Source organism: Pseudoalteromonas sp. G5_S1_14_S5 (assembly GCF_054968605.1).
Genome location: NZ_JBQKUM010000004.1, coordinates 47,177 through 59,481, shown reverse-complemented (window position 1 = coordinate 59,481; position 12,305 = coordinate 47,177). Strand labels below are relative to the sequence as shown.

18 protein-coding genes are annotated in these 12,305 nt (G+C 42.4%); 9 read left to right on the top strand and 9 right to left on the bottom strand.

Translation table 11 applies throughout. The features are described 5' to 3' along the window. Nucleotides 1-347: 347 nt before the first annotated feature. Nucleotides 348-794, bottom strand: coding sequence for an META domain-containing protein (locus tag ACTRWI_RS02300; protein ID WP_499129012.1), 447 nt, complete (start codon nt 792-794; stop codon nt 348-350). 191 nt (nt 795-985) lie between these two features. Here ACTRWI_RS02300 and ACTRWI_RS02295 point away from each other — a divergent pair, with 191 nt between their 5' ends. Both ACTRWI_RS02295 and ACTRWI_RS02290 read left to right on the top strand, forming a co-directional pair. After that, entirely contained in the window at nt 986-1,246 is a 261-nt protein-coding gene (locus tag ACTRWI_RS02295; protein WP_499129010.1) for a DUF1289 domain-containing protein, read from the top strand. 108 nt (nt 1,247-1,354) lie between these two features. Continuing rightward, the gene (locus ACTRWI_RS02290; protein WP_499129009.1) at nt 1,355-1,522 is read left to right on the top strand and encodes a hypothetical protein; all 168 of its coding nucleotides are present in this window, start codon (nt 1,355-1,357) and stop codon (nt 1,520-1,522) included. Between the two features lie 40 nt (nt 1,523-1,562). Here the strand turns inward: ACTRWI_RS02290 and ACTRWI_RS02285 are convergent, their stop codons facing one another. The 3 genes from ACTRWI_RS02285 to ACTRWI_RS02275 form a co-directional block, all read right to left on the bottom strand. Next, the gene (locus tag ACTRWI_RS02285; protein WP_499129007.1) at nt 1,563-1,895 is read right to left on the bottom strand and encodes a thiamine-binding protein; all 333 of its coding nucleotides are present in this window, start codon (nt 1,893-1,895) and stop codon (nt 1,563-1,565) included. Between the two features lie 83 nt (nt 1,896-1,978). After that, nucleotides 1,979-2,200 carry a hypothetical protein gene (locus tag ACTRWI_RS02280; protein WP_004742106.1) on the bottom strand — a complete coding sequence of 74 codons (222 nt, stop codon included), beginning with the start codon at nt 2,198-2,200 and terminating at the stop codon, nt 1,979-1,981. Between the two features lie 288 nt (nt 2,201-2,488). Next, nucleotides 2,489-3,772: a DEAD/DEAH box helicase gene (locus ACTRWI_RS02275; RefSeq protein WP_499129005.1), complete on the bottom strand. Its 1,284-nt coding sequence runs from the start codon at nt 3,770-3,772 to the stop codon at nt 2,489-2,491. Nucleotides 3,773-3,981: 209 nt separating this feature from the next. On the opposite strand from ACTRWI_RS02275, the gene ACTRWI_RS02270 reads away from it, so the two are divergent. Next, nucleotides 3,982-4,608: a LysE family translocator gene (locus ACTRWI_RS02270; RefSeq protein WP_499129004.1), complete on the top strand. Its 627-nt coding sequence runs from the start codon at nt 3,982-3,984 to the stop codon at nt 4,606-4,608. Between the two features lie 265 nt (nt 4,609-4,873). Here the strand turns inward: ACTRWI_RS02270 and ACTRWI_RS02265 are convergent, their stop codons facing one another. Together ACTRWI_RS02265 and ACTRWI_RS02260 are read right to left on the bottom strand one after the other, a co-directional pair. Beyond that, a complete protein-coding gene (locus ACTRWI_RS02265; protein WP_499129002.1) occupies nt 4,874-5,998 on the bottom strand; it encodes a M14 family metallopeptidase in 1,125 nt (374 codons plus the stop codon). Between the two features lie 314 nt (nt 5,999-6,312). After that, nucleotides 6,313-6,435 carry a hypothetical protein gene (locus ACTRWI_RS02260; protein ID WP_499129001.1) on the bottom strand — a complete coding sequence of 41 codons (123 nt, stop codon included), beginning with the start codon at nt 6,433-6,435 and terminating at the stop codon, nt 6,313-6,315. A gap of 171 nt (nt 6,436-6,606) precedes the next feature. Between ACTRWI_RS02260 and ACTRWI_RS02255 the strand changes: the two genes are divergently transcribed. Beyond that, nucleotides 6,607-6,819 (top strand): TIGR02450 family Trp-rich protein, encoded by a 213-nt coding sequence (locus ACTRWI_RS02255; RefSeq protein ID WP_063522399.1) that lies wholly within the window; start codon nt 6,607-6,609, stop codon nt 6,817-6,819. Nucleotides 6,820-6,874: 55 nt separating this feature from the next. Here the strand turns inward: ACTRWI_RS02255 and ACTRWI_RS02250 are convergent, their stop codons facing one another. Both ACTRWI_RS02250 and ACTRWI_RS02245 read right to left on the bottom strand, forming a co-directional pair. Further along, nucleotides 6,875-7,612, bottom strand: a complete 738-nt coding sequence (locus ACTRWI_RS02250; RefSeq protein WP_499128999.1) for an HAD-IIB family hydrolase — start codon at nt 7,610-7,612, stop codon at nt 6,875-6,877. 311 nt (nt 7,613-7,923) lie between these two features. Continuing rightward, nucleotides 7,924-8,298 carry a YybH family protein gene (locus tag ACTRWI_RS02245; RefSeq protein WP_499128997.1) on the bottom strand — a complete coding sequence of 125 codons (375 nt, stop codon included), beginning with the start codon at nt 8,296-8,298 and terminating at the stop codon, nt 7,924-7,926. A gap of 141 nt (nt 8,299-8,439) precedes the next feature. On the opposite strand from ACTRWI_RS02245, the gene ACTRWI_RS02240 reads away from it, so the two are divergent. Beyond that, entirely contained in the window at nt 8,440-9,306 is an 867-nt protein-coding gene (locus ACTRWI_RS02240) for a LysR family transcriptional regulator (RefSeq protein WP_499128995.1), read from the top strand. Nucleotides 9,307-9,441: 135 nt separating this feature from the next. Here the strand turns inward: ACTRWI_RS02240 and ACTRWI_RS02235 are convergent, their stop codons facing one another. Next, nucleotides 9,442-9,639, bottom strand: coding sequence for a hypothetical protein (locus ACTRWI_RS02235; protein ID WP_499128993.1), 198 nt, complete (start codon nt 9,637-9,639; stop codon nt 9,442-9,444). Nucleotides 9,640-10,153: 514 nt separating this feature from the next. Here ACTRWI_RS02235 and ACTRWI_RS02230 point away from each other — a divergent pair. The 4 genes from ACTRWI_RS02230 to ACTRWI_RS02215 all read left to right on the top strand — a co-directional run bounded on the left by ACTRWI_RS02230 (nt 10,154) and on the right by ACTRWI_RS02215 (nt 12,169). Then, nucleotides 10,154-10,582, top strand: a complete 429-nt coding sequence (locus ACTRWI_RS02230) for a hypothetical protein (protein WP_499128992.1) — start codon at nt 10,154-10,156, stop codon at nt 10,580-10,582. 154 nt (nt 10,583-10,736) lie between these two features. After that, a complete protein-coding gene (locus ACTRWI_RS02225) occupies nt 10,737-11,258 on the top strand; it encodes a GNAT family N-acetyltransferase (RefSeq protein WP_499128990.1) in 522 nt (173 codons plus the stop codon). Nucleotides 11,259-11,371: 113 nt separating this feature from the next. Then, complete coding sequence (locus ACTRWI_RS02220; protein WP_008222468.1) at nt 11,372-11,623, top strand: TIGR03643 family protein; 252 nt, start codon at nt 11,372-11,374, stop codon at nt 11,621-11,623. A gap of 63 nt (nt 11,624-11,686) precedes the next feature. Continuing rightward, on the top strand, nt 11,687-12,169 hold the full coding sequence (locus ACTRWI_RS02215) for a hypothetical protein (RefSeq protein ID WP_499128987.1): 483 nt from the start codon (nt 11,687-11,689) through the stop codon (nt 12,167-12,169). Nucleotides 12,170-12,305: the final 136 nt, after the last annotated feature.

The window sequence follows — 12,305 nt, the reverse complement described above, 5'->3', positions numbered from 1 at the left end:
TAACGAAAGATCAACATGGCTTAATAGTTATTCTATCTGTTTCTCAAATAAATTCTAATTCAACAGTAAATTCAATCAATTACTTGAGAAGATGCCGGAAGTTCTTGGTTGAGTTTTGTTCAATGCGCAGCTATATGTGCCATTCAACAGACTCTGGGCTTTTGCCATCCTAGCAACAGACCGTTAAAGCTGCGAATTAATTGCATCTAAATGAAGTTTTTTATGATTTATCGGAGCTTGACATGAAAAGCTGGTATGAAGAGTCGTTTTGAGTAGATTCAGCTTTGAAGCAGATAATAAAAAGGAGCTATGAAGGCTCCTTTTCGGTATTTAATGTTGATGAAAGCTTAGTTTACCCAGTCACGAATTGTATACGTTAGCGTGTGTACATCGTTTTTAAGTACTAGCGTATCTTTGGTTAGGGTTACATCGCTCCACTCACTTAGAGTAGCAGAAACTGATTGCTCGATGTCCATTGCTGAGCCGTGACACATTTTCATAGTCATGCCCATTTGCTTAATGCGGAATTGACCGTCTTTCAGTTCACCTTGGCCAAAGAAGTTGTTACATCCAGCTACGCCATTTGCAGTCATCTCTTCACCGATTTCTAGACGAGGTGCCGCTTGGTGTTCGCTTTTCTCAATGTTCTTGCCATCAATTTGCGCAAGTTCCCAATTATGGTGCTGTAGATCGCTTGGTGTTACTTGCATCGCGATATCACCCGTTGTTGTGCATGCTGCTAGCATCATAGGTAAAGCGGCTACTGCTAGTAACTTTTTTGAACTAAACTTCATATTATATGGCTCCAGTGGAAAAAACGAAGTTACCGAAAACCTGTAACTTTATGGGTTAAAAGTATAGTTTACAAAACACTATATGTGTCAGTGTAAAGTCATAGGTTAGTATGGTTTTCGTAGGCGTGGCGACAAATCAATCGCTTATTTTTGAGATAGTAAGCGTAATTTTGGATGTGTAAGGAGGCGTGGTGGAGCAGTTAGAGTTTTTCCAAGTTCCAAGCCCTTGCGTTGGAGTTTGCTCTAGCGATGACAAAGGTTATTGCAATGGGTGTATGAGAAAAAGAGACGAACGTTTTAGTTGGATGTCGATGACTCCCGCAGAGCAATTACACGTCATCAAGCTATGTCGTCAGCGTTACAGAAGAAAAATAATGAAGCAAAACAACTTAGTTGGTCAGCCGGTAGAAGAAGAGGTAAGTACAAGTCCCCAAAGAGATCTTTTCGGCTAAAGAGGAAGTATTAAGATTTTATCTAACTCCGCAGTAACTATTACTTTACATAATGGTTGGGGTGTAATATTAAGATAGGTACCTTTGTACCAGAGGAGTGGTGTCGGTATGAATAAAAAGGACGTTAAACTCAACAAGAAACCAGTTAAAGCTTTGGATAGAAAGCGATTGGGGGCGACAGATGACCCCGAGGAAAGCGCGCGTGACTGGCATACCATGTCAGAAGAAGAGCGCATGGAGATACTGTCTCACCTTTCCGACGTGCCTTTTCAATAACATCACTGACTATGTAGAGTCTTTCTTTAACAGAACTTTCTTACACAAACATATGATTCGCTTTCGTCACACCACGATGATACGTGTAAAATGTATCATCGGCAGCGGCGGTTTTGCTATGAATCTTTATGTTTGTGATGACCTCTATGGCACCAGCATCGTAACAAGCCTGCTCAGCATTTTTGATGATATCGAGTAATTGATTGAGTTCGCCTTTCATGGTCGTTTCCATCGCACCGACTTGAAAGGGAACACCGGCTTCTTTAACGACTTCAATTGCTTTATCGACTACTTCGAAGTTGTTGCCTTCTTTAACGCGAGGGATCACTTGGAAGGCAACCATCACTTCTTTTTCTCTTTTTAACTCAGACACTTTCTGCTTACTCTATGATTGGAAGTTGTTGCAGATGATAGGTTAATGCGGAGATTGATTCTACAGCAGCAAAGCTGGTGGTTTTATTTACTACCCCAATGATCGCTAACCCAGCCTCCAATGTGCTCATCAAAATGGTTTCCACTGAATCTTTGGTTGCGTTCAACTGAAGTATCACAGTCATCTTTGTTGTCGATTAGAGTTTGAATGTAGTTGGCCATCGGGTCATTTGAACGTTGACGATCTCGGCGAGTTGCCACTTCCTTAATCAGTTGTAATCGATATGTAGAGCTAGCACGTTTCATTTCAATGACCTCCTGGTTTTAGACACTAATAGAAAAATCTAGTTGCCAGATATAGGGGCGTCAACGTGATTAGAAAGTATTTTTTTTGAGCAACCAAGAATCAATACCTTGTCTTCGTAATTCACAAAAATGTCATCTATTGAATCGCATTAGTGTCATATTTAGCATTAGAAAGTGGTTGGTTGAAGCGAAAAAAAGCCCAGAAAAATCCGGGCTAAATTTAATTAAAATGACCGCCGTTAAGTTTGGAAACTAACGGGGGACAGACGCTGAATCGTTGCTATTGCTCTACTTTGATGACGTTGGCTTAGTGCTGTTTGATCTTGAGCTGTAGGGTCTAGAGTTGTTCGGTTTGCTCTTAAACTGTTTTACGCTCTTCTTTTTCGCTGTTCTGCGGTTTGCCATTTTGTCTTTAGGTGGGCGCTTACGAGCGGTTGTTTCTGACGCTGGTTTGTCTGTGACTGGGAAGCCTTCCAATGACTGTAGTGGCAGTGCTTTGTTGGTTAAAGTGCGAATGGCAGTCAGGTAGTCAGTGTCACTGTGGCTAACCAGCGAGATTGCACAACCAGTATTTCCAGCTCTCGCTGTTCTTCCAACGCGGTGCACATAAGTCGCAGAATGAGGTGGTAACTCAAAGTTAATCACAATAGGTAGCTGATCAATATGGATGCCTCGAGCCATCACATCAGTCGCGATAAGCACACGGGTATCACCATTTTTGAAGCTGTCTAACGCTTGTGCTCGTTCTTCTTGGCTCTTGTTGCCATGCAATGCACTCACGCTGATTTTTACTTTGTTTAATCGCTTGGTTAGTGCGTCTGCGTTGTCTTTTGCGCCAATAAACACTAATACTTGTGGCCACGGGTTCTGATTGAGCAGTGCAATTAATGCTTGAGCTTTACTGCCTTTGTTTACCAGATACAGTGTTTCTTCAATCGTTTCTACAACGCTGTTCTCTTTGTGAGTCGTGATCTTTTCTGGGTTCGATAAAAGCGTTTCAGCTTGGTTGACTAACTCAGGTGGAAGCGTTGCAGAGAATAATAGTGATTGGCGCTTAGCTGGCAGAGCTGCGGTGATCGCTTGAATATCTGGCCAAAAGCCCATGTCGATCAATCGATCGGCTTCATCAAGAACTAATGATGTGCACTGAGCTAACTCTAATTCACCACTTTTGATGAGTGCAAGCAGGCGCCCTGGTGTAGCGATGGCGAGCTGAGGTGCGGTTGACAGTTGCTGCTGTTGTTCATCTGCATTTATACCGCCCGTAAGCGTTACCATTTTGATATTCAAGGCAGTTGCAATTGGTTGTAAAGACTCAGTCACTTGAGACGCTAGCTCGCGTGTTGGAACGATGACAAGCGCTTGCAATTTATTCGAATCTTGGTCGATGTCATTGAGCAAAGGTAACCCGAACGCTAATGTTTTCCCGCTACCTGTTTGAGCCAATGCAAGCACATCTCTCCCTGAAACAATCGTCGGAATAACCGCTTGTTGGATCTCAGTCGGTTTATCGAATTGAGACGGTAGAGCAGCAACGGTTTTTGTGTTGAGGGTTAGATTAGCAAATGACATAAATGAACCAAGTATCAAAAGGGAGGTGGAGTCTAACAGGGCTAGAAATGTTAGAGAATCAGTTTTGTTCGCTTGAAGATAAACGTATTTATTATATGTGCTAATTTTGTAAGTTAGACATACGAGTTAATTAAGTGTTTATCATATTGTAATGGCATTTATTGGACGTACAATGTCTGCCCTAAAAACCTTCACTGTATGAGTAAAAAATGAGTTGGGATAGTATCTGGCTGTTCATTGTTATTGTCTTTTTTATTGCGATTATTCCAGGACCCAATGCATTGCTTGTGTTAAGCACAGCGTTGACTCAAAAGAAGCGGTTCGCATTTGTGAATGTGTTAGGCGTGTCATGTGGTTTCTTTTTCCATGCCTTTATTTCTGCGAGTGGCATTAGCCTGTTATTGTCGAAAACGCCAATGGCATTTGAGGGGCTGAAGTGGGCGGGTGTTTTGTATTTGCTTTGGTTAGGTTACAACCACCTTCGGGCGGCATTACGTGCTCAAGAGGGCGTGCTTTCTGTCGTGAGCGCGTCTGGGAGTAAACTCTATAGCCAATTTTTTAAAGGACTACTAACCAATTTACTAAATCCGAAGATCGTCCTGTTTTACCTATCGATCTTCCCTCAATTTGTTACTACAGATGCAATTGTGTCCGACAGTTTAATTCTTGGTGGAATTCAGGCGATGGTCGTTTCAATGTGGTTCTTGGTTGTGATTTTAATGGCAGATACCTTTAAACGCTTATTGGTTCAAAAGCGTACCTCGCAAATGATGAATATTGTATGTGGCGTGTTATTTGTTGGTTTCAGTATTCAGTTAGCCCTCTTTCAGCTGTAGGCTTAATGACCGTTATAAGGTATTGATGCTTAGATGATACGACTCATATCTCACTTTTTTTAAGGAGATGGTGTCTGAACAAAGACACATGAGGAAAAAATACCCAGTCTTTTCGCGAGCCTGAGGGCTGCATAATAGCGTATAGAGCTAGGTGACTCGATAAACCGTAAATCTTAGGCAAACATTGAAAAGCCCAGCACTTTCGCAAGTGCTGGGCTTTGTTCTATCTATAGGCCTGCTTTTGATAGCCAAGGCTCTCGTTGCTTTATAGTTCGTCTACTGTCGCCCAAACTGCCGCTAGCATGTCGTGACCAAACGCAACGCTGCGCTCTGGCGACCAACCGTAAAGTTCGTCAGCGTGGCTGATATGATCTTTAAATGGCATCTCAACAGTGTACGCCAAGCACTTGAACTGCTCACTGATCCAGTTAGTACCTACTGTCATGTTTGCTTTGCCTGGCTCATCTTTATCGTAGCCAAACTCGTCTTGGAACTCTGGCGTAATCGTGAGTAGTGCTTGCTTGAAGTGGTTCTCTAGCTTTGCGATACGCTCATTGTAAGAAGGTGTGCCTTCGCTACCTGCCACAAAGTTATATGGAATCGCTTCGTCGCCATGAATGTCTAAACACATATCAACGCCAGTTTCTAACATGCGTTCACGCACAAGGAATACCTCTGGGCTACGTTCCATGGACGGTGACTGCCATTCGCGGTTCAGGTTCACGCCAATTGCGTTGGTACGTAGGTGACCACGGATACTGCCATCTGGGTTCATGTTCGGAACAACGCGGAATACTACGTTGTCTAGAAGAGAGCGACCTACCGTGTCTGTTTCGTCAAGTAGGCGCTGAAGCAGGCCTTCAATCAACCATTCAGCCATTGTCTCGCCAGGGTGTTGACGACCAATAACCCAAATGTTTTTCTTCTCTTCACTTGGCTCACCAATGGTTAGCAAAGTGATGTCGTTGTTGTCTAGCGTATGACCTAGTGTTTCAAGCTTACACGCAGGGTGCGTTTGCGCGCTGTGCAGAAGATCTTGGTGACGATCGTATGAGTATGGAGCAAAGTACGCAAAGTACATTGAATCGTGCTCAGGGATGATGTCAAAGCTCAGCGTGTCACCATTGAACTGAGAGGGGATGCGGAACCACTCTTCGCGGTCATACGATGCAACCACATCGTAATCCTTCCAGCCCTCTGGGTAAGCAGATGTTGCCAATTGACCGATTTCAAAGTGGTGAGCTTGTTGCGCTTGACTTTCTAAACGGAAATGGAACCACTGAGAGATTTCAGTTTGGTTATCTGCAGGGATAGTCAGTTGAATGTTTTGTGGTGAATCTGCTGAAACGACGTGAATGTTGCCGCTTTCGAAATTGCTGAAAATTTTCATTGTAGTTGTTATCTTGTAGTTGTTATCTTGTAGTTGTTATCTCGTAATTGAGTTGTCGTAAGACTAGCACACTTTTTTTCGAGCAAACTACTAACTAAATCGTAATGAGAGGTTATTTCAACTATCTATGTCCGAGCTCTCTTTTTAACGGCACTTTATGCTTATCGACGCTGGCAAGTTGTGCAGCCTCGGCAAGCCGAACGCGTATAACGATCTAACTTACTGCGTTGCACCTTGCAGTAGGCATTTTTCAGGGCTCTTCTTCCAGAAAACCAATCGCCAGGTTTCGATAGGATCAGATAGCCATTAAAGCGTTACACAAGCTCGACTCTATTTTGGTCGATGAACTGGCTATCAAACCCAATTTCAAAGTAATCGAGTGCTTGTTCAATAGACGTAAAGCTCGCCATTTTTTGCTGGAATTCTGTTTGGCTCATGAAAAGTTAGTTTTTAAATTGGTGAGCATTAATTGTATCGAATTTATGGCCCGACTTTATTGATCTTATTTGTGGCTTACTTTGATTTAAATTATGTTTTTTGGTACGTAGTGATCTTTTTAAATCTACAAGTCTTATAAAGTTCTGTTGCAACTAAGACAGGAAAAGCCCATGAACCGTATCAACCCCAAGAAACTATTTCGTAGTAAGTGGACGGCCGTTAGTCCAGTGAAAAAGGAAAAGCACTTCATGGTTACGGAGGTAGAGTTTGACGAAGGAGAAGTGGTGCGCTGTTTGATCGAAGCGGTGATGACGAAACGGGAAGAAGCGATAAATTGGCGCGACCTCACCGACAATCAAACTTGGCTCCCAGGTTGGAAGTAGTAGGGGAGCCAGTGTCTATTGAGCTGCGTAACTGGAACTTTCGACGAGACACATTTTAGCGACTGGTTGAAGCTCGTTGTTGCCAATACATAAGGCCTTCTAACACGCCCTCTGCATGGGTAGCCTTACTGGTATATACGTTATTTCTTCCTGATAGGTGAGCCACTTCAGGATAGTGGTTTGCCACTAATATGGAGTTCACCCCTTCTATCGTCAGCATTGAAGTATCGTTCGCTGAATCACCGGCAACGCACACCTGTTCAATGCTCAATTCATGTTGTTTCAGCAGGTGATGGATTGCAGTTGCTTTATTGACGTCTTTTGGTGTGATATCCAGATACCAGTCGTGTGAATAGGTGAGGTGGACATCTAAGCCATGTGATTCTAATTGTGATTCAATTAATGCATGCTGAGGTTCAGACAGCTTACCCTCAAAAGTCATCTTATGGGGACCTTGGTGGCTCTCTAAGCGTTCACCCAGAAAGTCGAGTGGTGCTAACGCAGATTCTACCTTTGATTTGTTCCAAGATGCCTCGAGTTTCTCATGCCAACTGTGGTCAGGCTTTTGGGAGTAGTTGTGATGAATTCTAGTGCCCACATCACTGATGATGCTGTGAGGTTCTGGGTAGTTATCTGATGCCAAGCCAGCTTGAATAGAGGGCAGCGTTCTACCGGTCGCGATGATAAAGCGGATATCGGGTTGCTCTGTAAGATAATTGAAAAGTTGATTAACCCCATGAGAAGGGCCGCCATCGAGTGTACCGTCAAAGTCACAAACCAACATTTTTATCATTCGAATTCCTTGTCACTCTCATTAATTATGATGGAAACACTCTCCATCACTTTATACAAAGAATGGCTCAGCAATAACAACATCTCAAGTTGTCTACGGGTCTCGATAAATGAGATTCGATAGTTTGTAACAGGTATCACACTTGGTGCTATGTTATGGAAACTAAAAATAAATCTATTAATTATTAGGTGTAGATTATGATTGCATTTAGTTGAAATTATGACGGAATGGGGTTGTGTTGTTATACAAAAAAACCAGCAACCTGGTAGGGTGCTGGCTTCTATTTTTGCTACTGTTTGAACCACTCGTTTCTAGCGTTCGCCTTGAACTTCGAAGTCGTCGCTTACTAGGCGAGCACAGCCGTCTTCTTGCACTGCCCAGTGCTCACGGTGTACAACACCAAATGCTTTGTTCATTGTCCAGCTAGCGGTAAGGATGTATCCGCCTTCTGGGTGTTCTTCCCATTTTACGTCAGTGTAATCAACGTTTTTGAAACCTTGGTCCATGATGCCTTGCCAGAATGCTTGAATCGCTTCACGTCCTTCAAAAGTACCAAATGGACGAGCTTCCATTACACAGTTCTCTGTATATTGATCTGCACAACCTTTCGCATCTTGGCTGTTGAATGCCTTTTGCCATGCGTTAATGCCTTGCTTACACGCTTCTAATACTTGATTGTTTGACATTGTTTTCTCCATAACAGTCTTCTTCTAAACACTGTGTTTTTGATTGAGTTATCTCGATAAGTTGAAAGTATTTTAGTCTTGGTAATTAATTTGAAAAACAGAGATAATAGAAAATACTGTTTGTAAAAAGAGAACAATAAGGTGAGTAAGCTAAAACAGATGTCGATTTTCGCTCATATCGTAGAGCAAGGCTCCGTATCGGCCGCGGCTGAAAAACTAGAGTTGTCTAAATCTGTTGTCAGTCAGCATCTAAAAATTTTGGAGCAAGAGCTTGGTGCTTCGCTTCTTAAACGAACAACGCGAAGACAAACCTTGACCAGTATGGGGGATCGTTTTTATCTAAGTTGTAAAGATATTAACGTGATCGCTGAATCGGCGTGGGATATGGCGAAATCGGAGTTGGAAGAGCCTCAGGGGCGGATTCGCATCACAGCTCCCAATGCGTTGATGGATTTGCTTGTTGCGCCTGTTATTGCGGATCTGATGAAACAGTATCCAAAATTAAAGCCGGAATTGATCAGTGATGATCAACACTTAGATTTCATGGAGCACGATATTGATCTTGCGGTACGAGTTGGTAGTTCACGAGACAGTAACCTAAAACAGAAACGGTTAGGTGAGTTTAAAGATGTATTATGTGGCGTCGCAAGTATGCGTGAACGTGAGCTTGAATCGATTCCTTACATTGCAAACTCTTGGCAGGGAAAGCTGGTGACTCATCATTTCAGTTCTCTGACTGCAGAAGGCTTTGTCTATCAACAACAAGCTAGCTGCGTCACCAATTCATTTCACAGTTGTCTTGCACTGATTAAATCGGGTGTTGGCATTGGTGTGATTCCAGATTTTTGCGTTGCTCAGTTATCTGGTGAAGTTGTCGACGTGCTGCCAAGCTTTGAATTACCTACCAATACGGTTTACGCATTGAACCCTTTTACTTCAAACACGCCGATTGTTATCCAATTGTGTGTTCAAGCATTAGAAGAAAAGCTCAAACAAAGCTTAATTTGATATGAGGAAACTTTGTTGGAGCGTACTCTAGCTTGATAGCTGTAATTCTTGATGGAGGTAAAGCTACTGAGTGGTGGTACCTCCATCATGAAGGTATACAGAATGCTGATTACTCTTGCTATAGAGCAATCTTTTTTAAAGTTTGTGGTTTGACACCGAAATTGACTCGATATTAGAAGATTCATCGAATCTAACATTGACCAGAACGGTTTCGCGTTCAAAGGTCACATCATCAAAATCTGTCGCGGCGATTTTAAACCCATTTTTCGCAAATAAGCTTGTTACGACCGTGCGTTGCTTCTGTTCCATAGCGTGCGTTAGTAGTTCGTCCATCGTAATCTCCATTAGGCAACAGTGTGTATAAAGCAACCATACAGCCCTGCCTTTATGAGATCAATTGCTCAATCGATAGCTTACGCTGATATGAATAGATGAATGATTGAGCCATTCAAATTATTGATGCTTGGCTGCTTCTATTCGGATTAATTCTATTTCAGTGAGCACTTTATGTGATGTGGCTTCAGCAAACTCTAAGCAGACTACTCCCTTGTTCAAAATGAATTGAAATAACTGGTTACAAAGTACAGATGAAGCGTGTTGATTAATGGGATCATTCATTATGAGTAGCGGAAAGAATCAATTGATGAATACCTTCCGCACGGTGCAAACAGCAACTAGAGTTCAAATTTATTAATTCGTATTTTTGATGTTTTGTTGGTGTTGTTATAAATGTTATTAATTTCATATCCTTGCTTTTTACATTCTCTTGATTTATAAAATAATCATTCACCGATAACTTCATGATTATATTAGTTTTTACTAACCTTTAATAACATGGAGAAAGGCAATGAATAAAAACCAAACACGCAACAGGTTAGCTAATTTATTGAGGTTGCGTAGAGCATACAAGGCATCTGACTTTCTAGTGAATTCTGATGAACTTAAAGTGAAGAAGGATGTTTACAGCTTACGTAAAATCAAACAGCTAGAAATTCGTCAATTGGGCATCAAAGAAAACGCAATCAACGTCGTTTCATTGGCCTTGATGCTATCTGCAGCAACTTGGGCGTTCGTACCTCAGTTTGGATTACCTATGCTCGCTCTGACCTTTATTTTGGCTTTTGTTTCGTGGCGAAAATACGAGCTTCGTGCAGAGTTTAGAGGATCAGACGAAACTGGTGATCACTGGGTATCTATAGCTCGAGGTTGTACTCGTGAAGAATTTAAGGTCTTAAAAAGTGTCGAAGTGAATTTGCGAGAACAAGTTGTAAGCTAAGTGCGACCTCGCAGTTAGCATGGTTCAACCCTAAACAAGGCTCGTCATCATTGGCGAGCTTTTTATTTTCTGAAGGGCTAACCTCCTTTGCGATGAACAACCAAAACTCATCACTCGGGGTTCTTTGGACTGAGGAACAGGACAAGGAAAGCGAATGGATATAACGATAAGACCAGCAATGCCGAGCGAACTGGCTGCTATTTATGCTTTGGTTATTTCAAACGATGAGTGGACTAAGTTTAATGGCCCTTATTTTTCGTATTCTCATCCGTCATTAGAAAGCTTTGAAGGTCATTCGTTTAAACAACTGCTTGAGGGCGATGACCTGCAGCTGGTGGTTGTCGACGGTGTACCCGTTGGAACCGTGAGTTGCTACTGGGAGTGTGAAGAGACACGTTGGCTTGAAGCTGGCGTAGTCATTTATAACTCTGATTATTGGGGGAAGGGGATCGCAGCATTAGCACTTCCGCTCTGGATTACTTACTTATTCGACAACAAACAGATTGAGCGTGTTGGGCTAACTACTTGGTCAGGTAACCCGCGCATGATGTCTCTCGCTTTGAAGTTAGGTTTCCAGCAAGAGGCGAGGCTGAGAAAGGTGCGATATTACCAAGGCGAATATTATGACTCGGTGAAGTATGGGGTGCTGCGTAGCGAGTGGCTAGAAAGAGGATAGCGACAAATATCTGTTTTTTTGTTTGATGACTCCTTATCGAATCATAGTAAACCCCTGATCTAAAAAGTGAGAGTGAGCGTACTTCTACTCATATTTTAAAGGATGAGTAGACAATGAAATTATCTAAAGAGAGCGAATCAAGAATTATTGAAATGGCGTGGGAAGACCGAACGCCATTTGAGGCAATAGAACACCAATTTGGTTTAAATGAATCACAGGTGATTCGTTTTATGCGCAGCCATATGAAGCCGGGTAGCTTCAAATTGTGGCGTGCTCGCGTCGCAGGTCGTGCGACAAAACATGTAAAGCTTCGTAGCTCTGAAGTGTCGAGAGGTTATTGCCCAACACAATATAAGCGGCAGTAGGTTTTCTACCGACCATTTGCCTCTTTCTATCAGTGGCTATCGATCTAAATAGGGAGATTGAGATTGAATAGTTTGATTGGATTAGCGATAGGCTTTTTGTGTGTGATGCCTATCGCCACCTTATTGCATGAATTGGGTCATGCAATCCCTCAGCTCATTACGGGTCACAAAGTCGAGGTGACCCTCGGGAATAGCGAAAAGGCCAAGGTTGTTCAAATTGGTAATCTGACACTTTCAGTTTCAAGCTTTTCAATGAATGTTGGCTTTGCCTCAATAACTCAACAGGGCAGTAAATCCTTACAAGCATGGTCTCTAGTTATGGGGCCACTTACCTCACTATTATTATGTCTGCTTTTGTATTTCTTTAATAGCAATCAGTACCCTTACATTGCTTCTTACGTCATTAATTTTGGTGTCTATTTTTCATTGGCTCAGTTTGTGATGACAGCATTGCCTATCTATTACCCTAGTGGGTTTGGTGCCTATGAAGGGATGCCCAGTGATGGTAGGCAACTACTGGAACTTTATGACGTAGTAAAGCGCTGAGAGTAGGGGCCTAAATTGATTTTTTGAATCTTATGGCTTGGCATTTTTTAGATCCAAATGTGGACTCTAATACTGAGTTAAAAGACACTTATCACACCACATTCGAGCGCACTGGTTTTTTGAATCAAGTGACGCA